This window comes from Streptomyces sp. NPDC002676 (assembly GCF_053592455.1).
On record NZ_JBSFVT010000001.1, the window covers coordinates 736,394 to 757,234 of the forward strand.

Annotated in this window: 17 protein-coding genes and 1 pseudogene; 6 read left to right on the forward strand and 12 right to left on the reverse strand. The window is 72.7% G+C overall.

Going from position 1 to position 20,841, the window contains the following annotated elements; translation table 11 throughout:
• The first annotated feature begins 99 nt into the window (after nucleotides 1–99).
• Entirely contained in the window at nucleotides 100–3,738 is a 3,639-nt protein-coding gene (locus ACWD3E_RS03425; protein WP_451385839.1) for a S8 family serine peptidase, read from the forward strand.
• Nucleotide 3,739: 1 nt separating this feature from the next.
• Here the strand turns inward: ACWD3E_RS03425 and ACWD3E_RS03430 are convergent, their stop codons facing one another.
• Nucleotides 3,740–5,095 (reverse strand): carboxyl transferase domain-containing protein, encoded by a 1,356-nt coding sequence (locus ACWD3E_RS03430; protein ID WP_451385840.1) that lies wholly within the window; start codon nucleotides 5,093–5,095, stop codon nucleotides 3,740–3,742.
• Nucleotides 5,088–6,536 (reverse strand): acyl-CoA synthetase, encoded by a 1,449-nt coding sequence (locus ACWD3E_RS03435; protein WP_451385841.1) that lies wholly within the window; start codon nucleotides 6,534–6,536, stop codon nucleotides 5,088–5,090. Before ACWD3E_RS03435 ends, ACWD3E_RS03430 begins: the two co-directional genes overlap by 8 nt.
• A gap of 231 nt (nucleotides 6,537–6,767) precedes the next feature.
• Between ACWD3E_RS03435 and ACWD3E_RS03440 the strand changes: the two genes are divergently transcribed.
• The gene (locus ACWD3E_RS03440; protein WP_451385842.1) at nucleotides 6,768–7,649 is read left to right on the forward strand and encodes an ATP-grasp domain-containing protein; all 882 of its coding nucleotides are present in this window, start codon (nucleotides 6,768–6,770) and stop codon (nucleotides 7,647–7,649) included.
• On the opposite strand, the gene ACWD3E_RS03445 is transcribed toward ACWD3E_RS03440, so the two are convergent.
• Nucleotides 7,639–8,541 (reverse strand): LysR family transcriptional regulator, encoded by a 903-nt coding sequence (locus tag ACWD3E_RS03445; protein ID WP_451385843.1) that lies wholly within the window; start codon nucleotides 8,539–8,541, stop codon nucleotides 7,639–7,641. The genes ACWD3E_RS03440 and ACWD3E_RS03445 overlap by 11 nt on opposite strands.
• Nucleotides 8,542–8,649: 108 nt before the next feature.
• On the opposite strand from ACWD3E_RS03445, the gene ACWD3E_RS03450 reads away from it, so the two are divergent.
• On the forward strand, nucleotides 8,650–9,489 hold the full coding sequence (locus tag ACWD3E_RS03450) for an oxidoreductase (protein ID WP_451385844.1): 840 nt from the start codon (nucleotides 8,650–8,652) through the stop codon (nucleotides 9,487–9,489).
• Here the strand turns inward: ACWD3E_RS03450 and ACWD3E_RS03455 are convergent.
• Nucleotides 9,486–10,052 (reverse strand): hypothetical protein, encoded by a 567-nt coding sequence (locus tag ACWD3E_RS03455; protein WP_451385845.1) that lies wholly within the window; start codon nucleotides 10,050–10,052, stop codon nucleotides 9,486–9,488. The genes ACWD3E_RS03450 and ACWD3E_RS03455 overlap by 4 nt on opposite strands.
• A gap of 162 nt (nucleotides 10,053–10,214) precedes the next feature.
• Here ACWD3E_RS03455 and ACWD3E_RS03460 point away from each other — a divergent pair, with 162 nt between their 5' ends.
• Together ACWD3E_RS03460 and ACWD3E_RS03465 are read left to right on the forward strand one after the other, a co-directional pair.
• The gene (locus ACWD3E_RS03460) at nucleotides 10,215–10,988 is read left to right on the forward strand and encodes an IclR family transcriptional regulator (RefSeq protein ID WP_451385846.1); all 774 of its coding nucleotides are present in this window, start codon (nucleotides 10,215–10,217) and stop codon (nucleotides 10,986–10,988) included.
• Nucleotides 10,985–11,842: an SMP-30/gluconolactonase/LRE family protein gene (locus tag ACWD3E_RS03465; RefSeq protein WP_451385847.1), complete on the forward strand. Its 858-nt coding sequence runs from the start codon at nucleotides 10,985–10,987 to the stop codon at nucleotides 11,840–11,842. The genes ACWD3E_RS03460 and ACWD3E_RS03465 overlap by 4 nt, the downstream gene beginning before the upstream one ends.
• On the opposite strand, the gene ACWD3E_RS03470 is transcribed toward ACWD3E_RS03465, so the two are convergent.
• From ACWD3E_RS03470 to ACWD3E_RS03480, 3 genes are all read right to left on the reverse strand, one after another.
• Nucleotides 11,843–13,072 carry an MAB_1171c family putative transporter gene (locus tag ACWD3E_RS03470; RefSeq protein WP_451385848.1) on the reverse strand — a complete coding sequence of 410 codons (1,230 nt, stop codon included), beginning with the start codon at nucleotides 13,070–13,072 and terminating at the stop codon, nucleotides 11,843–11,845.
• Nucleotides 13,069–13,668 (reverse strand): toxin-antitoxin system, toxin component family protein, encoded by a 600-nt coding sequence (locus tag ACWD3E_RS03475; protein ID WP_451385849.1) that lies wholly within the window; start codon nucleotides 13,666–13,668, stop codon nucleotides 13,069–13,071. The genes ACWD3E_RS03470 and ACWD3E_RS03475 overlap by 4 nt, the downstream gene beginning before the upstream one ends.
• 127 nt (nucleotides 13,669–13,795) lie before the next feature.
• On the reverse strand, nucleotides 13,796–16,750 hold the full coding sequence (locus ACWD3E_RS03480) for a beta-galactosidase (RefSeq protein WP_451385850.1): 2,955 nt from the start codon (nucleotides 16,748–16,750) through the stop codon (nucleotides 13,796–13,798).
• Nucleotides 16,751–16,825: 75 nt separating this feature from the next.
• Between ACWD3E_RS03480 and ACWD3E_RS03485 the strand changes: the two are divergent.
• Nucleotides 16,826–16,979: pseudogene (locus ACWD3E_RS03485) on the forward strand (transcriptional regulator); the annotation flags it as partial.
• Between the two features lie 64 nt (nucleotides 16,980–17,043).
• On the opposite strand, the gene ACWD3E_RS03490 reads toward ACWD3E_RS03485, so the two are convergent.
• Genes ACWD3E_RS03490 through ACWD3E_RS03510 form a run of 5 tightly spaced genes read right to left on the reverse strand, consistent with a single transcriptional unit; the run spans nucleotide 17,044 to nucleotide 20,633 of the window.
• On the reverse strand, nucleotides 17,044–17,421 hold the full coding sequence (locus ACWD3E_RS03490) for a nuclear transport factor 2 family protein (RefSeq protein ID WP_451385851.1): 378 nt from the start codon (nucleotides 17,419–17,421) through the stop codon (nucleotides 17,044–17,046).
• 19 nt (nucleotides 17,422–17,440) lie between these two features.
• Nucleotides 17,441–18,406, reverse strand: coding sequence for an LnmK family bifunctional acyltransferase/decarboxylase (locus ACWD3E_RS03495; RefSeq protein ID WP_451386486.1), 966 nt, complete (start codon nucleotides 18,404–18,406; stop codon nucleotides 17,441–17,443).
• Between the two features lie 31 nt (nucleotides 18,407–18,437).
• Complete coding sequence (locus tag ACWD3E_RS03500; RefSeq protein ID WP_451385852.1) at nucleotides 18,438–18,680, reverse strand: acyl carrier protein; 243 nt, start codon at nucleotides 18,678–18,680, stop codon at nucleotides 18,438–18,440.
• A complete protein-coding gene (gene dmpG / locus ACWD3E_RS03505) occupies nucleotides 18,673–19,743 on the reverse strand; it encodes a 4-hydroxy-2-oxovalerate aldolase (RefSeq protein WP_451385853.1) in 1,071 nt (356 codons plus the stop codon). The genes ACWD3E_RS03500 and dmpG overlap by 8 nt, the downstream gene beginning before the upstream one ends.
• Nucleotides 19,740–20,633, reverse strand: a complete 894-nt coding sequence (locus ACWD3E_RS03510; RefSeq protein WP_451385854.1) for an acetaldehyde dehydrogenase (acetylating) — start codon at nucleotides 20,631–20,633, stop codon at nucleotides 19,740–19,742. The genes dmpG and ACWD3E_RS03510 overlap by 4 nt, the downstream gene beginning before the upstream one ends.
• Nucleotides 20,634–20,841: the final 208 nt, after the last annotated feature.

The window sequence follows — 20,841 nt, forward strand, 5'->3', positions numbered from 1 at the left end:
GCGCCTCTGGGCACATGACACTCGTCTCAGCACTCGACGTACTCGACGTACTCGACGTACTCGACGTACTCGACGCACTCGACACGAGAAGAGGCGTGGATGACCAGAGGACCAGTCAGACGTGGGGCGGCGCTGCTGTCGGCGGGGCTGGTGATCGCCCTGTCGCCGGGCGGGGCGGCGGTCGCGCAGAAAGCCGCCACCGCGGTGCCGCGCACCCCCGGCACGGCCACCGCCGCCACCGCCACCACCGCCGTCACCCTCGTCACCGGCGACAAGGTGACCGTCACCGACCTCGGGCACGGCAGGAAGACGGTCACCGTGCAGCGGCCCCGCGGGGCCACCGGCGCCGTACGGACCCGGACCGGCAACGGCGACATCACCGTCGTACCTGACGAGGCGCTGCCGTATCTGCGGTCCGGCGCCCTCGACCGGCGGCTGTTCGACGTCAGCGGGCTGATCCGGCAGGGGCTCACCGACGCCAGGGCCGACGCGCTGCCGCTGATCGTGACCTACGCAAAGGGCGCCCGCGCCGCCACGCCCGCCGGGGCCGAGAAGACCCGGTCGCTCGCCAGCCTTCACGGGGCCGCCGTCGAGGCGGACCGGGGGCGGACCTTCTGGCACTCCTTCACCCACCGCGGCGGCCTCGACAAGGTCTGGCTCGACGGGCGCGTCAAGGCCGACATGGCCGAGAGCAACGCCCAGATCGGCACCCAGGCCGGCTGGGACGCCGGACTCACCGGCAAGGGGGTGACCGTCGCGGTCCTCGACACCGGGGTCGACCTGACCCACCCCGACCTGACCGACCGCACCACCGCCACCAGGAGTTTCATCGACGGGCAGGAGGTCGCCGACCGCAACGGGCACGGCACCCACGTCACCTCCACGGTCGGCGGCAGCGGCGCCGCCTCCGGCGGCACGGAGAAGGGCGTCGCGCCCGGCGCCACCCTCGCCGTCGGCAAGGTGCTCAGCGACCAGGGCTCGGGCAGCGAGTCCCAGATCATCGCGGGCATGGAGTGGGCGGCACGGGACGTGCACGCCAGGATCGTCTCCATGAGCCTCGGGTCGACCGAGCCCAGCGACGGCACCGATCCCATGGCCCAGGCCGTGAACACGCTCTCCCGGGAGACCGGCGCGCTCTTCGTCGTCGCCGCCGGCAATACCGGCGCCCCGTCCTCCATCGGCTCGCCCGGAGCCGCCGACGCGGCCCTCACCGTCGGCGCGGTGGACTCCGCCGACCAGGCGGCCTACTTCACCAGCGCCGGACCCCGCTACGGCGACAACGCGCTGAAGCCCGACATCTCCGCCCCCGGCGTCGACATCCTCGCCGCCCGCTCCCAACTCGTCGACGGCAGCGGCTACTACACCACCCTGAGCGGTACGAGCATGGCGACCCCGCACGTCGCCGGAGTGGCCGCCCTGCTCGCCGAGGAGCACCCCGACTGGAGCGGCGCGCGACTCAAGGACGCGTTGATGTCCAGCTCGAAGCAACTGGACGCCTCCGCCTATGTGCTGGGCGCCGGACGGGTGAGCGTCCCGGACGCCGTGAAGGCCCAGATCACCGCCACCGGCAGCGCGGACCTCGGCTTCTACGCCTGGCCGTACGCCGCCGACAAGCCGGTCACCCGGACCCTCACCTACAGCAACTCGTCCGACGCGCCTGTGCAGTTGGCGCTCTCCGTGCAGGGCGCCCCCGACGGCGAAGCCACCCTCGCCGACTCCACGCTCACCGTCCCCGCGCACGGCACCGCCTCCACCACCGTCACCGGGAACGTGTCCAAGGCGCCGGTCGGCGAGAGCAGCGGGCAGATCGTGGCGGCCGACCCGGCCGGGAACACCGTCGCGCACACCGCGTTCGGGCTGGTCAAGGAGGAGGAGCGGTACACGCTCACCGTCCGCGTCCTGGACCGTGCGGGCGCCCCCACCGCCGCCGATCTCACCGTGCAGCGGCTCACCGAGGGCGAGGACGCCCAGCCCGCGCACGTCGACGACTCCGGCACCCTGAAGCTCCGCCTCAGCCCCGGCACGTACACCGTGGCCTCCTTCCTGGACGTGCGCGGCAGCCACGGCGCCGACTCCCTCGGCCTCGGCTTCCTCGCGGCGCCCCAGATCACCCTCGACCGGGACCGCGAAGTCACCCTGGACGGGCGGACGTTGCGGGAGGTCAAGACCGCGGTGGACCGGCGCACCGAGACCCACCAGCTCCTCATGGAGTACGACCGGAAGGCGGACGGCGCCGACCTGTTCGGTGCGGTCCAGGTGCCGCTCACCTACGACAGCGTCTTCGCCGCGCCGACCGAGAAGGTCACGCAGGGCAGCTTCGAGTACCGGACCGTGTGGCGGCTGGCCAAGCCGATGCTGGAGGTCGAGGGCGTCCGCGAGGCGACCGTCCAGCCGGGCGGCACGCTGATCGAGGGCCGGGCCCGGCTGCCGCTGGTGGACGTGGGTGAAGGCCCCTTCACCGGCGTGTCCGGCAAGGCCGTACTGGCCCGTCTCGCCGACGGCGCCGACCCGGCCGCGCTCGCCCGGGCCGCCCAGGACGCGGGCGCCAAGGCGCTGTTCGTGACCGACGACGCGCCCGGCCGGCTGATGGCCTGGTGGGGCACGGCCGACGACGCCGACCGGCCGCTGCAGATCGCCACGGTGAACGCGGCGGACGCGGCCCGGCTGCGGGCGCGGCGGACGGTCGAGATGACCGGCACCCGCAACTCCCCGTATGTGTACGACCTGTCCGAGGGCCACCGGGGCGCGATCCCCGACCGCGACCTCACCTACGTGCCGGACGACGACGAACTGGCCGCCGTCCACGTCAAGTTCCACGCCCCCGAGGCGACGAGCGGCGGCGAGTTCCGCTACTCCATCACCGGCACCTTCCCGATCGGCCTCGGCTTCCAGGAGCGCGTCGACCTGCCCGCCGAGCGCACCGACTACGTGTCCACCGGCCGCGGCCAGCGCTGGCACGAGTCGGTCGCGATCGGCGACGGCACGCTGGAGGAACGCAGCGGACTGGTGCGCTACACCGGCGCAACCCGGCCCGAGCTGAACTGGTTCCGCCCGGTGTGGCACCCGTGGCTCGGCACCGGCCTCGGCTGGGGCCAGCAACGCGCCGGAAACCAGATCGAGTTGAACACCCCAGGCTGGGGTGACTCCGGGCCCGACCACACCGGCTTCGGCGACGTGTGGAGCGAGGACAGCGGGATGCAGCAGACCACCGGCGTCTACCTGGACGGCACCCTGGTCGACCGGGTGCGCACCGGCTCCGCCGCCTACGTCTGGGACGCGCCCGCCGGCGAGCACACCTACAAGGTGGTCACCGACACCGCCCTCGACGCCGGGCACTGGAAGCTCGCGACGCGCGGCCACACCGAGTGGACCTTCCGTTCGGCCGCCACGCCGGAGGACCGCTGGACCTACCTCCCGCTGATCAACCTCGCCTACGACCTCGGCACCGACCTCGCCGGGAACGTGCGCGCCGGACAGCGGATCCCGGTCGGGCTCAGCGCCTCGTACGTGGCGAAGGCGTCCGGCACCGGCACCCTCGGCGGCGGAAGGCTGGAGGTGTCGTACGACGACGGCACGACCTGGCGGCCCGTCCCGCTCACGGCCGCCGGCGGAGCCTCCTGGCACGGCACGCTGACCGTGCCCGGCGGCGCCGCCCACGTCTCCCTGCGGGCCTCGGCCCGCGACGACAAGGGCGGCTCGGTCACCCAGGAGCTGGTCCGCGCGGTGTCCGTGAAGTAGCTCAGGGGCGGGGGTGGTCCGCGGCGCCGACGATGCCGCGCACCACCCCCAGCTCCACCAGGTCCTGCGGCCGGATGCGCAACTGCCCCGCGGTCGCCTCGACCTCTTCCGGCGGGCGCTTGAGGATGGCCGCCGCCAGCTCGGGGGCGATCACCGAGAAGTAACTGTCCGGCGTCGCCCAGGTGTTGCCGGGCGCGGCCAGCGCGAGCGCCCCGCCCGATCCGCCCTCGCCGATGACGAGCGTGGTGACGGGGGTGCGGGCACCGGCCACGGCGGCGAACACCTCCGCGATCGCCGCCCCGGCCCCCTGCCGTTCGGCCTCCGCGTCATTGGCCGCGCCCGGGGTGTCCACCAGGGTCAGCACCGGGATCCCGAGCCGGTCCGCGAGCCGGATCAGCCGGGCCGCGGTGCGGTACCCGGCGGGCCGCGTCGCCGTCCCGGTCTGCGCCGCGTACGCCACGGTACGGCCGTCACGCAGCCCGAACCCGCACAGCATCCCGTCGGTGTCGGTCCCGCCGCAGCGGTCGCCGGAGAGGGCCAGGCGGTCGGCGAAGTATGCGTCCAAGTAGGTGTGGGCGCGCGGTCGTTCGGGGGAGCGGGCACGCCGGACGGCATCCCACCCGGTGCCGGGCAGCTCACTGTCGCCCAGCGCTCGGGGCGGGGCCGCCGCCTCGCTTGCGGGCGTGGTGAGCAGCCGCAGCCACAGGCCCAGGGTCCGCTTCAGGTCCTCCGCCGGCACGACCGCGTCCACCGAGCCCGCCGCGAGCTGCGCCTGCGCCGTGTATGCGGCCGGGTCGGCGTCCGGCGGCCGGACGCGGGAGCCGGCGAAGCCCACCTGGACGCCGGGGAGGGCGAGGACGACGTCCGCGCCCGCGCCCAGGGTGGCCCAGCCGCCGCCCGTCGTGGGATCCCGCAGGACCGCGACCTGCGCCAGCCCCGCCTCCCGGGTGAGCACCGACTGGCGGGCCACCCGCTGGAGCTGGGTCAGCGCGAGCATCCCCTCCTGCATCCGGCTGCCGCCCGTGGCGACCAACGGCACGACGGGCAGCCGGTGTTCACGGGCGTATGTGTACGCCGCCTCCAGCCGGTCGCCGGTGCGCTCGCCCAGGGAGCCGCCGAGGAAGCCGAACTCGAACGCCATCAGCACGGCCGGGGTGCCCTCGACGCGCGCGGTGCCGCAGACGACGGACTCCTCCTCGCCGGTGCGTCGGGCGGCACGGGCGCGAGAGGCGTCGTACCCCTGCCAGCCCAGCGGCCCGTCGGGAGCCGGGACCCTTTCCGCGACCGGGAGTTCGCCGAAGGAGCCGGGATCGGTGACGAGGCCCAGGAACTCCCGCGCGGACAGCCGCTCAGGCATCGGCCACCAGCGCCCGCTTCATGATCTTCCCCATGTCGTTGCGGGGCAGGGCGTCGAGGTGGCGGACGACTCGGGGACGCTTGTGCGGGGCGAGCCGCCGGGCGACATGATCGGCCAACTCGTCGTCGGCAGGCGGCGATTGCGGATCGGCGGGCACGATCCAGGCCACGATCCGCTCGCCCAGGTCGGCATCCGGCTCGCCGGTGACCGCGGCCTCCCGCACCCCCGGATGCTCCAGCAGGGCGTTCTCGATCTCACCGGCCCCGATCTTGTAACCACCGCTCTTGATGAGATCGGTGGCCTTGCGCCCGACGATCCGGACGTACCCGTCGGGCTCGCGCACGGCCATGTCCCCGGTGCGGAAGTACCCGTCGGCGGTGAACGCGGCGGCGGTGGCGTCGGGCCGGTTCAGATACTCGGTGAACAGGTTCGGCCCGCGCACCTGGATCTCCCCGACGCTCTCCCCGTCGAACTCAGTGATCTCGGTCCCGTCCTCCTCCACGAGCCGCAGCTCGACACCGGGCAGCGGCACACCCACGGTGCCCGCGCGGGCCTCCCCGTCGGCCCGCACGCTGGTGTTCATCAGGGTCTCGGTCATGCCGTACCGCTCGATCACCCGGCGTCCGGTCGCGGCGGCGATCCGCTCGTGGTCGTGGACGGGCAGCGCGGCCGAGCCGGAGACCAGCAGCCGGGCCCCGGCCAGGGCCTTGGCCAGCTCCGGGTCACCGGGCAGGGCCTCGGCGATGCGGTGGTACATGGTCGGCACCCCGAACAGCATGGTCGCGCCGTCGTTCAGCTCGCGCGCGACACCCTCGGTGCCGAACCGCCCCAGATGCCGTACGGAACCTCCCCGCCGCAGCGGACCGAGGATGCCCAGCACGAGCCCGTGCACATGGAACAGCGGCAGCCCGTGCACCAGCACGTCCTGCGCCGTCCACTGCCAGGCGCCGGCGAGCGCGTCCAGGGTCGAGGCGAGGGCCCGGCGCGGGATGACGGCGCCCTTGGGCGGGCCGGTGGTGCCGGAGGTGTAGACGATCAGCGCGGGGTCGCCGTCGACGGCGTGCTCGTCCGCAACGGCACCGGTGGCGGACGCGTCCACGTCGAGCCGGGGCAAGTCGCCCAGGACGGACGGGAGTTCCGTGCCGGGCGCGGTGAGGATCAGCTCCGGAGCGCTGTCGCCGACGATGTGCGCCAGCTCCTTCTCGCCCGACTTCGGGTTCAGCGGCACCGCGGCCACCCCGGCGAGCAGCACGCCCGTCACGGCGACGGCGGTCTCCAGCTCCGGGGTGGCCCACACGGCGACCCGGCCCGCGCCCCGCACCCGCGCGGCGACGGCACCCGCCGCCCGGGCGAGCCCGCCGTACGTCAACGACCGCTCACCGAACCGCAGGGCGACCCGGTCACCGGGCCCGTCCGTCAGAGCGGGAAAGAGGGAGGACACGGGGCGCACTCCTTGCCTGTCGGGGTATGCCGTCGGGGACGACAGCACCTTTCCATTTTCCATCCGACGGAGGCGGATGGGCATGTGGGCGAAACCACGTCGGCGACGACACAGCTCACGTTGTCCGGACCGCCGGGCGAGCAAGGGTGAAGGTCAAATGCCCTGTCCCGGTTCCCGCGGCGGTTGTTAGCCTCACCGTGATCGAACCGCCGTACGACAGGGAGCCCCGCCGTGCCCCGCATCGCACTCGCCACCTACGACCCCGGAGCCGAGCCGCACGCGGACGCCGATCTGCCCGTGCTGGCGCGGGCGCTGACGGATGCCGGTGCCGAGGCCGAGGTGCGGTACTGGGACGACCCGGCGGTGGACTGGGGTGGTTACGACCTCGTCGTCATCCGTTCCACCTGGGACTACAGCTGGCGGGCCGCGCAGTTCGCGGACTGGGTGGAGCGGGTCGGGGGTGCGACCCGGCTGGCCAACCCCGCTGCCGTGGTGCGCTGGAACACCGACAAGCGTTACCTCGGGGAGCTGGCGGCGGCCGGTGTGCCCACCGTGCCCACGCGGTACATAGCCCCGGGCGAGCCCGCCGACCTGCCCGACGACCACGAGTACGTGGTCAAGCCGACCTCCGGGGCCGGCGCCCGGTTCGCCGCCCGCTACACGCCCGCCGAGCACGACACGGCCGTACGGCAGCTCGCGCGGATGCACGCGGAGGGTTTCACCGCGATGGTGCAGCCGTACGTACGCGGAATAGACGTCAGCGGGGAGCGGGCGCTGCAGTTCTTCGGCGGGCGGCTGCTGCATGCCAGCCGCAAGGGCGCCGTCCTCGCCCCGGGCACCCCGTACGACGCCGACAAGGTGGCCCACCCGGACCTGGTGCCCTGGCAGCCCACGGACGCCGAACTCGCCGTCGCCGAGAAGGCGTTGGCTGCCGTACCCGGCGCGCCCGGCCTGCTGTACGCACGCGTCGACCTGGTGGACGGCGAGGACGGCGAGCCCCGGCTGATGGAGCTGGAGCTGGTGGAGCCGAACCTGTTCCTGTGGCTGCACCCGGGCTCGCTGTCCCGCGTCACCGAGGCGATTGTGGAGGCGGCCGGGGACATCACCGGCTGACCGTGTCGCGGCAGGCTTGGGCGTACGCCCGGACCAGCGGGCGCCCTCCGTCCTCGCGCCGCCACGCCAGCGCGTACCGGCCGGGGCCGAGGCCCCGGACCGGGCGGGTGGTGACCCCGCCCAGGGTGATCAACGGGGCGTTGCCCTCGGCCACCAGGCACACCCCGAGGCCCGCGACCAGCGCCTCGTACGTCTCCTCCGCCCCGGCGATCTCCGCGCCGATGCGCGGTGGGCGGCCCGCGCGTGCGTCCAGGGCGAGCCAGTGGTCGCGCAGCGGGCCCGCGCTCTTCGGCAGCGCGAGGAACGGCTCGTCGAGCAGGTCGGCGAAGTCGATCTCGGCGCGGGCGGCGAGCGGGTGCGTGTCGGGTAGGGCGACCAGGCGTGGTTCCGCGACGACCACTGTCCAGTCGTAGCGCTCCTCCTCGGGCAGCGGCAGCCAGACGAAGGCGACGTCCGCGCCGCCGTCCGCCAGGCCGGCCGTCGGATCGTCCCAGCTCACCTGGCGCAGCCGGACCGTGGTTTCCGGTTGTGCGGCGGTGAAGCGGGAGCGGATCGCGGGCAGCAGCCCGCCCCGGCCCGGACTGGTGCTCATGCCCACCACGAGCGTGCTGCGCTGGGCCGCCTTGGCCGCCTCCACCGCCGCCGCCCCGGCCTCCCACGCGTCGAGCACCTGCCGGGCATGCGGCAGCAGCGCCTCGCCCACGGGTGTCAGCGCCACCTCGTGCCGGTCCCGGCGGAACAGCTCCGCCCCCAACTGCCGCTCCAGCGCCCGGATCTGCTTGCTCAGCGCGGGCTGTGACACGTACAGCCGCTCGGCGGCGCGCGTGAAGTGCAACTCCTCCGCTACCGCGAGGAAGTAGCGCAGGTCCCGGGCATGGACGTCGGTGGTCATAGCTGTTGGTTATCACCACGGGTCTTGGACGGGCAACGGCATTCGGCAGCAGGCTGGTGCGTGTCAGGAAGACCTGGGCGAGAAGCCAGGAACTTACGGGGAGTTGTCGTGAACAAGGTATGGCTGGTGACCGGTGCGAGCAGCGGCTTCGGGCGGGCGATCACGGAGGCCGCGGTGGCCGCCGGTGACGTGGTGATCGGCGCGGCCCGGCGCCCCGAGGCGCTGGACGACCTGGTGGCCGCGCATCCCGACCAGGTGGAGGCGCTGCAGCTGGACGTCACCGACCTGGCCGGGATCGACGCGGCCGTGCGGGACGTCGTGGCCCGGCACGGGCGGATCGACGTACTGGTCAACAACGCGGGCCGCACGCACGTCGGCGCCGTCGAGGAGACCAGCGACCAGGAGCTGCGCGACCTGTTCGAGCTGCACTTCTTCGGTCCGGCGGCGCTGGTGCGGGCGGTGCTGCCGCACATGCGGGAGCGGCGCTCGGGCGCGATCGTGCAGATGAGCAGCATGGGCGGGCAGATGTCCTTCGCGGGCTTCGGGGCCTACAGCGGGACGAAGTTCGCGCTGGAGGGCCTGTCCGAGGCGCTCGCGGACGAGGTCGCGGAGCACGGCATCAAGGTGCTGATCGTGGAGCCGGGCGCGTTCCGGACCTCGCTGTTCGACACCGGCCGGGCCGGGGCCAGCGCGGACAGCGGGGCGTACGCGAAGGTCGGCGAGACGCGCGGCTTCGTGGCCGGCGGCGACGGCACCCAGCCCGGCGACCCGGCCAAGGCGGCGGCCGTCATCCTGGCCGCGCTGGAGGCGGAGCACACCCCGCTGCGGCTGCCGCTCGGCGACGACGGGGTGAGCGCGGTCCTGGCCCACCTCGACCAGGTCCGCGAGGACGTCACCGCGTGGGAGAAGCAGAGCCGGGCGACGTCCTTCGACGCCCAGGTCTCCTAGGCCTTGACGGCCGTCCGCTGGAGCAGCCCCCAGGTGAACTCCGCGGCCACCTCGTGCCGTACGCCCTCCCGGTCGGGGGCGGTGAACGCCAGCCCCCACCGGGTGGGGGCGGTGCCCTCCAGCGGGCGGGCGGGGGCGAAGGCGCGGGCGGCCTCGTCGATCGTGCAGGACCAGGGGGTGAGGTCGTCCAGGGTCTCCAGCCGGGGGGCCGGGGCGCCCGGGGCGCGTACCAGCCACTCGTTCCAGACCGCGCCGTCGGGGGAGACGAGCACCTCGAAGCGCAGGTCGGGCCAGAGGGGCAGGGCCCAGCGCCGGGCCTCGCAGTCGACGTCGCCGAGGCGGCGCGGGACGACGGACTCGGGCTCGCCGAGGACGGAGCGGTACCGGGCGGCGGCGGACCGGGATCTGGGGGAGCGGACCATCGCCTGCCAACGCTTGTTGGCCTCCCGCATGTCGGCGATGGACGCGCCCAGCCTCCGGCGCGCGTCCTCGACCAGGCCGGGATTGTGGTCGGCCATGCGGCGCAGCAGCACCAGCTGGAAGTCGAGTTGCATGAGACCCATCGTGCCCGGCCCCGCGCCCCACGGTGCCTGGCTCAATCCCGGCCATTGCCCGCGGAAGTCCCTCTGGCTAGCCTGTGTGTTCGTCATGACGATCGCCTGTTGATATCTCGAACAACAGATATCCCGGACACAGGCGCTTAGACCCAAGGGAGGGGGCCGGACGTGGGACGCCTCGTGCCTGCCGTGACCCGGGCTCTCGACATTCTGGAGCTGTTCCTCGACGGGGACGGGACGCTCTCCGCCCCCGACATCGTGCGCAAGCTGCAGCTGCCGCGCACCACCGTGCATGAGCTGGTCACCACGCTCGCCGCACGCTCGTACATCGTGCAGGTGCCCGGACAGCCCGGACGCTACCGGCTCGGCGTACGCCCGTACCAGCTCGGCAGCCGCTACGCCGAGCAGCTCGACCTCGCCGCCGAGGGCCAGCAGGTGGCCCGCTCGGTCGCCGAGACCTGCGACGAGACGGTGCACGTGGCCATCCTGGAGGGCACCGACGTCATCTACATCGCCAAGGTCGACTCCACGCACGCGGTGCGCATGGTGTCCGCCGCCGGACGCCGGCTGCCCGCCCACTGCACCTCGGTCGGCAAGATGCTGCTGGCCGCGCTGCCGGAGCAGGAGCTGGCCGCGCGGATCCCGGACGGTGCCGAGCTGACCGCGATGACCCCGAACAGCATCACCGATCCCGCCGCACTGCGCGAGGCCCTGGCGGAGATCCGGCAGCGGGGCATCGCGGTGGAGAGCCGCGAGTCCAACCCGGACGTGTCCTGCGTGGCCGCCCCGGTGCGCGACCGCAGCGGCCAGGTGGTCGCCGCGCTGTCCATCTCGGTGCCCATGATCCGCTGGAGCGACGAACGCCGGGGCGACCTGGAGCAGCTCGCGCTCAAGGGCGCGGCCGAGCTGTCGGAGCGGCTGGGCCACCGGAGCGCGGGGTGACGGCGTACGACGTCGCCGTGCGGGCGCAGGCGCTGCTCGGCGAGGGCCCGACCTGGGACCCGGCGGCGGGCCGCCTGCTCTGGGTGGACATCCTGGGCATGCGCGTCCACACGTACGACCCCTCGTCCGGGCGCCGTTCGGTGCGTACGACGGAGCAGCACGTGGGCGCGGCGAAGCCCCGGGCGGGCGGTGGCCTGGTGCTCAACCTCCGGGACGGCGTGGGCCTGCTGGACCCCGACGGCACCTTCCACTGGCTGCACCACGAGCCGGTGCCGGGCCGCCGCGGCAACGACGCCGCCGTGGCCCCCGACGGCTCCCTCTGGGCGGGCACCATGCGCTACGACGAGGCGCCGGGCGGCGGCACGCTGACCCGCCTGACCGGGGACGGTACGGCGCACACGGTCCTCCCCGACGCCACGGTGAGCAACGGCACCGGCTGGAGCCCGGACGGCCGCCTGATGTACTACGCCGACAGCCCGACCCGCCGCGTGGACGTCTTCGACCACGACGCCGAGGGCATCCGCAACCGCCGCACCCTGGCGGAGATCGAGGAGGGCGCCGGCTTCCCGGACGGCCTCACGGTCGACGCGGAGGGCTGTGTGTGGGTGGCCTTGTGGGACGGCGGAGCGGTACGCCGGTACACGCCGGACGGCGCCCTGGACCGGGTGATCGAGCTGCCCACCCCGCGCACGACGGCCTGCGCCTTCGGCGGCCCGGACTTGACGGACCTGTACATCACGACGGCCCGCGTGGGCCTGCCGTCCCCGCACCCGCTCTCGGGCTCGCTCCTGGCGATCCCGGACGCGGGTCAGGGCCTGCCCCAACCGGCGTTCGCGGGGCAGGCCCAGCCGTAGTCACTCGGGTACCGCCACGGGCTCCGGCATGGTCGCCATGTGAGCGCGGATCCTCTCCATGTCCTCGGGGCTGCGCAGGGCCCGGGAGATCGCTCCGATCGCCTGGAGCAGGCCCAGCGTGTCGGCCCCGGCCGCCGGCTCGGGCGCGTCCGGGTCCAGGGCCCTGGTCCGGACGGCGTCCACAACGGCCACCGCAGTGGACAGCTCCCGTGCCCGCTCCCGCGGATACCCGAGCCCGAGCGCGGCCTCGTACGAGCGGAGGCCGAGGTCGGCGTCGATGTGCCGGGCCATTTGCAGCAGCACGTCACGGATGAACGTCTCGCGCCGGGTCAGCCGGAGTTCGGGAGTGGAGCGCAGCACGAAGGGCAGGCCCTCTCCGCTCACCGTCCGCACCAGCCGGTACAGGGGCCGCAGTTCGCAGTACGCGAGGCGGACCCGCCAGCGGTCGTGCAGGTACTGGCCCATGTGCGGCAGGATGAAGCCGACCGCGACCAGGATGGCGCACAGTGCGGCGACCGGCGGCGCGAGATCGGTGCTCAGCCAGTCCAGATCCCGCCCGCACCAGCGCGCGAAGACGGCGGTCAGCTTGGCCGCGTCGAAGATCAGGTTCAGCACGAACCCGGCACCCAGCAGCTTCAGCCCCCACCGCAGCCAGGCGTCGAGGCCCTCGGTGCGCACCCAGTTCCAGACGAGACGGGAGCTGGTCACGCAGGCCAGGGTGTGCGCGACGAGGTAGAGCAGGATCTCCTCGCGCATGCCCGGCGTGGTGGCGTAGTAGGTGTCCAGGTCCCGCAACCGCTCCACGGGCACGTCGGCGAGCAGGAACAGCGCCCACAGGGCGGCGATCACCCCGGTGTACGCCGTGACGACCATGCGCATCGCCCGCCGCGTGGCCGCCGAGCCGTCGGTCAGGCCGTTGCGCCAGGCGATGATCAGCCACAGGCAGGAGCCGGACATCGCGGTGACGAGCGAATAGCACCAGGGCGCGGAGATGTTGGGCACCCCGGTCAGCCGGTTGACCGCGGCGATCGTGGACGGCGTGCAGAACACGAAGACCGCGCAGGCGAGCACCAGCAGACCGCCGACGGCGCGCAGCAGCGGGTCCCGCCACAGCCGGATGATCGTGGGCAGCTTGATCAGCAGGGCGGCGGTGAGGACCGTCGTGGGGATCCAGAAGGAGATGTAGCAGTGATTGAGGAGCTTCGGGACGTCGAGTGCCAGCCGGGTCACCGCACGGCTCCCCATCGTCCTCGGTAGCCGAGGGAGCGCTGTATGGGGTTCAGGGGGGTGCCGGCGGCCCCGGCGAGGTGCGACCGGAACAGCGTGGCCAGGCGGTGGCCGAAGTCGTCGGCCTCGGCCTCGTCGCTCTCGCGGGAGCCGTTGCGGGCGGCCACCGTCAGCGCCATGTCCCGCCAGCCGGGCGCGTCGGCGAGGGCGCGGGCCGCGGTCTCCCCGGTCAGGTGGTGGTGCTGGTGCCGGGCGTGCAGATGCCACAACTCGTGCCCGAGGATGACCAGTTGCTGCACTGCCTCCGCCCGCTCCTCCACGATGACCAGGTCGAAGTCGGCGAACTCGACCCACAGCCCGGTGACCTCGATCTCGTCCGGGAAGCTCTCGAACCGCAGCTTCACCGGCCGCCCGGCCCGCACCGCGCTCATCTCCTCGCACAACGCGCGGCACAACTCCCGTACACCGACCGGCGTATCGGGGCGGGCGCGGATCGCGGCGGCGAGGTCGGCGGCCAGCGCGCGCATGGCCCGGCGCTGGGGGCACAGCATCCGCGCGGTCAGCCGCACCGCCCGCTCGCGCGCTCCCCCGAAGCCCATCGGTCCCCCTTCGCGCCGCCGAGGTGCGGCTCGTCCGAGCCTACGCGCCGTGATGTGCCCGCGTCATGCGATCCGGCGAGCGCTTGTTCAACAGGGGACCGCGACGCCGAACTGTCCTGGAACGCGGTCAGACGGGCGTGACCGGGACCCCGCCGCTCGCGCTGCCGAGCAGGGTCAGACGTGCCGAACCGGGACCCGACAGCGTGGTGAACTCCGAAAGGACCGCCAGCGCCAGGGTGTTGGTGCCCCGGGTGCGCAGGATGCCGTTCGGCAGGACGAAGGTGTGCTGCGGGCCCACGTTGTTGATGTACTGGCCCAGGTTCCAGCCGTTGAGGAAGATCTGCGCCCGGTAGGCGCGGTAGGGATCGTCCTCCAGGGTCAGGCCGACGGACGCGTCGATGTCGGCCGGGACCGACAGCCGGAACGTCGTGCGGTACCAGGTCACGCCCTGCCTGCGCTCGGCCCGCGGGAAGGTCACCGCCTCCCAGTCGTGGTCCTTGAAGCCGGGCAGGTGCCAGCCCTCCCGTTCCCCGTACAGGCCGCCGTTGTTCAGCGGGCCGCGCACCGGGTCCGGGGCGGCCTCGCCCTGGATCCGCCACCTCACGTCGGGCGAGGCTCCCTTGAAGGTGGCGGCGGTCAGCCCGCGGGCCGCCTTGTGGGTGTCGAGCGCCTTGCCGTCCTGGTCGTGCTGCATCCGCCGCACCAGCACCGACAGCACGTGCCGGCCGGGGGAGCGGAGCGCCCCGCGCACCGGGAAGACCGCCGTGTCGGTCCAACTGCCCTTGCGGATCGTGGCGTTCTTGTCCGGCACGGGCAACCGGTGCGTGCCCAGCGGCTCGCCGTCCAGCCAGGCCATCAACAGGCCCTGGGTGCCGCTGCTGTAGGCGAGCGAGACCTCCTCGATGCCGGAGGAGTCGTCGAAGGTGCCCCGGTACCAGACGTCCCCGTAGTGGAAGCCGTAGTCGTCGGCGAACAGCACCGGCTGCCCGTCGGGGACGGGCGTGGTGCTGAAGGACGAGGTCTTGTCGGCGCGCTTCCAGCCCGAGTCGTCGAAGCCCGGGCCCGCCTCCGGGTTCTCCGTGCGCATCCGCCAGCCGCCCAGCGCGGGCAGCCGCACCTCGGGCACGGCGGGCACCATGCCGGTGGTCATCAGGCTGCTGGAGCCGGTGACCCGGGTGGGCAGGGTCCGCCCGTTCCACACCACGCTCCCGATGCCGCGCGGCCCCCACACCTCCACGGTCGTCTCGACGGTGATGTCACCCGTCAAGCGGACCTCCGAGCCGCGCAGTTCGACATGGCGCAGCAGTGCCGGGCCGTACACCAGCAGGGTGCCGGACGGGGTGTCGTACGGGAACATCAGCGCGGCCGTCGCGTCGTCGGCGAAGAGCAGCAGCAGGGGGGTGTCGCTGTCGCCCTTCTGCACCAGCACCCGGGTCAGGCCGCCCTGCCCGAGGGGCACGCTGACGTGCAGTTCCCCGCGGTCGTAGACCCAGGCGGCCTCCGGGTCCAGCCGCATGACGTTCGGCTCGGTGGGGCAGTCCAGCACCAGTTGGACCATCTCGTCCCGGCGGCCGGTGAACACAGCGATGTCCTGCCGTCCGGCGGTCAGGCACAGCATGGGCTGCGCGGTGGACCACTTCAGCTTCCGGTCGCCGAGGGCCAGCCCGGTGGTGAGCAGCTTGGCGTCCTTGGCGGGCACGGTGACCCGCAGGTTGCCGGCCTCGGTCGGCAGCCCGGCGGTGACTGGCTCGGTGCCGTCGTTGCGGGCGACGTACACATGGGCGCCGGTGTCCGGGTTGGTGAGGTGGTAGACCTTCAGCCCCTCGGCCTTCACGTCCGCCGCCCGGTCCAGCTTGGCGAAGTCGGGGACGCGCTGCAGCATATGGCCGAGCTGGTGCATCGGCGCGATCTTCTCGGTGACGTTCCGTGCCTCGTCGATCGCGGCGCCGTAGTCGTACGAGGTGTAGACGACGGGCGCCGGCAGCCAGCCCCAGGACGTCCCGCCGAAGGTCATGTAGACGTTGTGCAGGGTGATGCCGTTGGCGAGGTTGGTCAGACAGAAGCGGCGCTCGTACGCGGCATCCCGGGTGCGCCGTGACTCGGCGTACCCCTTGCCGTCGAACCAGGCCCCGCCCCACGGGTCGAACCAGCCGCCCCCGAACTCCGGCACGAACCCGGGCGTGCGCGGCGAGGCCGTGGCCCCGCCGGTGGCCCCTCCGGTCCCGAAGTGTCCCCAGTCGGGCGGAACTTGCGTGGGCGAGGGGTACCCGTCGAACCCGTACAGCCAACTGCCCCTGTCCCCGCCGGTGTCGAAGGACCCGGGAGTCCAGTACCCGTTCCTGCCCTTGTCGTTGTGGAAGAGGGGAACGTCGATGCCGTCCGCCCGCACCTTGCGGTACAGGTGGGACATGTACTCGCGGCCGGTCGCCTCGGTGACGTGGGCGTCGTACTCGTTCTCGATCTGGTACAGCAGGACCGTGCCGGTGCCCCGCGTGTACAGGTGCCTGCGGGCGATCCGGTTCACCTGCGTGAGCCACTCGTCGGCGTACGACAGATAGGCCGGGTCGGCGGTGCGTGCCGAGCCCTTCGTCGCCGTCAGCCAGCCGGGGAAGCCGCCGCCGTCGACCTCGGCGTTGATGTACGGGCCGGGCCGCAGGATGACGTACAGCCCGGTCTCGGCGGCCATGCGCAGGAACAGGTCGAGGTCGCGGACGCCCGTGAAGTCGTATTGGCCCGGCGCGGGGGAGTGGTAGTTCCAGGCCACGTAGATGCTGACGGCGTTGTAGCCGTGCGCGCGCATCTTCTGCAGGACGTCCCGCCACAGGGAGGGGCTGGGCAGCCGGAAGGGATGCAGCTCGCCGGACCACACCACCAGCCGCTTGCCGTCGACCAGCAGGGAGTAGCGGTCGTAGCCGATGGTGTGCCGCTCGCCGTCGGCGCTCGGCGGGGCGGGCGCCGGACCGGTCGGCACGCTGTGCGCCGCGTACGCCGAAGTGGCCCCGGAGCCGTTGCTGCCGCCCAGGGCGAGACCGAGCGCGGCCGAGCCGGCGAGGGAACTGAAGGTACGTCTGCTGAGCGCCAAGGTGGATCCTCCCGGGCGATCTTACGGGGCGCGGGTCCGGCCATTCTCCATGGCGGAACGCCCCGCGATGGACCCATGAGGATCTCGGCGCGGGAGGATTACGCGGTACGGGCGGTGCTGAGCTGGCCGTAGGCAGGGTGACGGCCCGGTGAAGGCGGAGGAAATCGCCGCCGTACAGGCCATTCCGCACAAGTTCCTGGAGGGGATCCTCGGCGATCCGCGCCGCGGGACGCGGCGGCGGTCAGTGTGGCGGACGTCATCCGCGGCCTGGGAGAACCCGTAGCCGGTGGGCGTCAGACCAGGGGGGTGAAGAAGAAGGAGTCGCGGGTGCGGAAGGCACCGCTCGCGGTGAAGGTGAAGAAGTCCGCGAAGCGCAGCGACACCCTGCTCCCGTCGTGCAGCGTTCCGGCGAACGAACCCTGTACCGCCGCGCTGTCCTTCTCCATCAGCACGGTGGCGAGGGTGTGACGGCCGTCCTTGATGACCCGCTGCTCCCGGTAGAAGTGCTCCAGGGCCTTCCGGCCGACGAGCGGGTCGTAGCCGGGCCGGCGGTAGACCGCCTCCGGGTCGAAGAGCGCGACGAGCCCGGACACGTCGCCCGCGTCCACCAGCTCGTACAGCTCGTGGCAGTGGCGTATGCGTTCTTCCCTCTCCACGGCCTGCCTCTCCATGGCCTGCCTCCTCGGCTGCTCAGGTGAGTTCGAGTTCGATGCTCGCGACGGCGAGCAGACGGCCGGTGGCCGCGTCGCGCATCGCCATGTCGGCGATCTCGGTGCGCGGGTCGGCTTCGCTGTGCCACCTGCGGACGGAGATGGTGAACACGGCACCGGGGTCCGCGTTGCCGAAGTAGCCGAGCTTCTGGTCGACCACCTTGCGCCGCAGGAACCCCTGGTCGCTGCGCCCCAGCGAGCGCCACAGGCTCAGCAGGGCCGTGTCGAAGATGGAGAAGTACGCCGCGAAGTACACCAGGCCCGCGCCGTTGAGGTCCCGGGTGACGTCGAGCGCGTACTCGAAGGTGTGGACCGGGCCGGCCGGAACGAGTCCCCGTGGGTCCTCGGAGTGGAAACTGCCGGCCTCGCGGGCGCGGCCCACGAACGTGCGGGGCGAGTAGTCGCTGGGCAGCCGCGGCAGGTCGGCGTAGGCGAAGTCCGGGGGCGCCACCTCGGCGAGGCCCTGGTTGCTGCCGGGTCGGCTGCGGGCCACCCAGCGGTTGACGTTCTCGACGTACAGACAGTCCGGGTGCGGCTCGTCGTACACCTCGCTCGGCTTCAACGGGCCGTCGGTCAGGCCGAGTTCGGCGGGCGCGAGCCGGTGAAGGGTCAGCGCGGACTGGCTGCCGAACTGGAAGACCCGGGAGTCCACCTGGAGTTCGTCGCCGAAGGCGAGGCCGTGCGGGTGGACGGTGCGTCCGCCGCGCACCCGGTAGTAGTAGAAGGACAGGTAGACAGGCTGTCCTTCGGCGGTGCGGGCCGCGTGCACGTTCGTCCCGGACGCCGCCGCGACGGCCTCCCAGGTCCAGTCCCCGATGCGCCCGAAGATCAGCGATCCGCCGCTGCACATCCCCGGGGACACGGTCACCCGGCGCGACAGGGACGCGTGGTCCGCTGCCCGCCCCGTCCGTTCGCTTGTCCGCCCGATTGTGCGCTCGCTTACGATCGTGCTGCTCGACAGCATGGCTTCGCCTCCGTCAGTGGCCTGTCGCCGGAGTCCGGCGGCGCTCCGCCACGAGGCGGGCGAGATCCGCGAGGGTGGGGGCTTCCGCCAGTTCGTAGTCCTGGATCTCGATGCCGAGCCTGGTCCTCAGCAGCTCCGCCAGCTCCACCAGGGCGACGGAGTCCAGCCCCACCTCGGTCCGGGTGGCCGTCGGCACGATGTCGTCCGCTCTCATCTGGAGCTCGTCGACCAGGATGCCGCGCAGAACCTCAAACATGGCTCGCCGTCCTTTCGTCCGTCTCCTGGTGCTTCGCGTCGCGCAGGTTGAGCGCCACGTCCACGATGAGGTCCTCCTGACCGGCCACCGCCTGGAGCCGGCCCAGTTCGAAGAAGACGTCGCGCGGATCGACCCCTTCGCGCTGCGCGATGTCGAGCACCCGGGTCTTGAACCCGGAGAACACCCCGGACAGGCCGCTGACGATGCCGACGGAGTCGATGGTCGGCGGGGAGTCCATCAGCTCCTGTTCGGCGATGTCCGCCGCGTCGAGGAGCCGGTACAGGTCGATGCCGGTCGAGTAGCCCAGCCGTTCCAGGACCGGTACCACGACCTCCAGTTGGGTGTTGCCCGCCCCGGCGCCGAAGCCGCGGGCGCAGGCGTCCACGATGTCGGCCCCGGCCTCGACCGCGGCGACCGAGTTCGCCACGGCCATGCCCAGGTTGTTGTGCCCGTGGAACAGCACGGGCACCGAGACGGCCGCACGGATGGCGCCGATGCGCTCGGTGACGTCGGCCGGCAGGTAGTGGCCCGAGGAGTCGAGGATGCCCACGCCGGTCGCGCCGTAGCCGACGAGGAGGGCGCACTCCTCGGCCAGCCGCTCGGCGCTCGCCATGTGGCTCATCAGCAGGACGGCGTGCGCGTCCACGCCCGCCTCGCGCAGGAGCCCGAGGTGCCGCTCGGCGAGGTTCCCCTCGGTGCAGTGGGTGCCGATGCGCACACGGTCGACCTGGTGGGCCATGGCCCTCTTGAGGTCCTCCACGGTGCCCCAGCCGGGCAGCATGAACACGCCCATCTTGCTGTGCTGCAGGGCCTCCCTGACCACCGACAGCATGTCGTCGTCGCTGCACCGGGCCTGCCCCACCTGGAGGGAGGAGGCGCCCAGGCCGTTGCCGTGCCCCACCTCGACCACGGGGATGCCCGCGGCGTCGGCCGCCGCCGCGTACGCGCGCAGCTGCTCACGGCTGAGCTGGTGGCGGACGGCGTGGTGACCGTCGCGCAGAGTCGGGTCGTGGATCTGAATGTGCTGTGCGGCGGTGGAGTTCGTGCCTGTGTTCTGACTCATGACGTCACCGCCCCGGCGGTCGCAAGGTGGTCGGCCGCGTACTGCTCCGCGACGTGGAGCGCGGCGGCGTTGATGATGTCGATGTTTCCGGCGTACTCCGGAATGCGTTCGCCGCAGGCGGTGACCTCGACGGCGACGAAGGCCTTCTCGCCGTCGGCCGTGCAGGCCGTGACCTCGTAACCGCCGGCGAAGTCCCGGATGCCGCGGGCGGCCTCCTGGACCAGCGGACGCACGGACGCCTCGGTGAGGTCCTCGCCGAGCAGAGACATGGCGACCCGGAACGTCGCCGGGGGCTTCGCGGGGCTCAGGTTGAGGATCGCCTTGACCCGGTCGACCCCGGTGAGGGCCCGGACGGCGTCCTGGGTGGTCCCTATGTACTCGTCGAGGTTCAGCCGCGTGGAGGGGCCGACGCTCAGGCTGGCGGCCGTGGTGACCACTTCGATGTACGCGACACGGTGCTGCCGGGTGATGGCGTGCAGGATCGGTATCGACGCCTGGCCGCCGCAGCTGACCATGTTCACGTCCCGGTGGGCGAGGGCGTCCGGCCCGTTGACCGTCGGCACCACCATCCGGCCGACCTTGCTCGGCGTCAGGTCGATGAGCATGGTCCCGAGCGGCGCCAGCTGTTCGGCGTGCTCGGCGTGCGACAGCGCGTTGGTCGCGTCGAACGCCACGTCGAACACGTCATCGGCGTCGGTCAGGGACCGGATGCCGTCCGTGGCCGTCGGCAGGCCGAGTCGGTCCGCCTGCCGCAGGCCCGGCGTGTCGCCGTCCCGTCCGACGACGAGCCGGAGGTCGAGGACGTCCGACCGCATGACCTTCGTCATCAGGTCGACCCCGATGAGGCCCGCACCGAGCACCGCGGCGGACAGCCGTCCGTTCCGTTCCATGTCTGTACCGTCCTTCCCTGGGCAGGTCAGGGCAGGCAAAAGGGGCTTCGCACGGCCTGCGAAAAAGGGGAAAGAGAGGAGAGGGGAAAGAAGGGAGAGAAAAAAGGGGGAGAAGGGAGAGAAGGGGGATCGAAGGTCTCACCGTCCGGCCCGATACGGCGGGCTCATGTGAGGCGGGTCCGAGCCCGCACCGCCCGCTCCGGCGGTC

Excerpts from the sequence above, each read along its gene's own strand:
- ACWD3E_RS03475 (WP_451385849.1), bottom strand. The coding sequence starts at position 13,668 with ATGGGCTTCGGGGGAGCGCGCGAGCGGGCGGTGCGGCTGACCGCGCGG.
- ACWD3E_RS03500 (WP_451385852.1), bottom strand. The coding sequence starts at position 18,680 with ATGTTTGAGGTTCTGCGCGGCATCCTGGTCGACGAGCTCCAGATGAGA.
- ACWD3E_RS03445 (WP_451385843.1), bottom strand. The coding sequence starts at position 8,541 with ATGACCACCGACGTCCATGCCCGGGACCTGCGCTACTTCCTCGCGGTA.
- dmpG (WP_451385853.1), bottom strand. The coding sequence starts at position 19,743 with ATGAGTCAGAACACAGGCACGAACTCCACCGCCGCACAGCACATTCAG.
- ACWD3E_RS03510 (WP_451385854.1), bottom strand. The coding sequence starts at position 20,633 with ATGGAACGGAACGGACGGCTGTCCGCCGCGGTGCTCGGTGCGGGCCTC.
- ACWD3E_RS03490 (WP_451385851.1), bottom strand. The coding sequence starts at position 17,421 with ATGGAGAGGCAGGCCGTGGAGAGGGAAGAACGCATACGCCACTGCCAC.
- ACWD3E_RS03425 (WP_451385839.1), top strand. The coding sequence starts at position 100 with ATGACCAGAGGACCAGTCAGACGTGGGGCGGCGCTGCTGTCGGCGGGG.
- ACWD3E_RS03430 (WP_451385840.1), bottom strand. The coding sequence starts at position 5,095 with ATGCCTGAGCGGCTGTCCGCGCGGGAGTTCCTGGGCCTCGTCACCGAT.
- ACWD3E_RS03455 (WP_451385845.1), bottom strand. The coding sequence starts at position 10,052 with ATGGGTCTCATGCAACTCGACTTCCAGCTGGTGCTGCTGCGCCGCATG.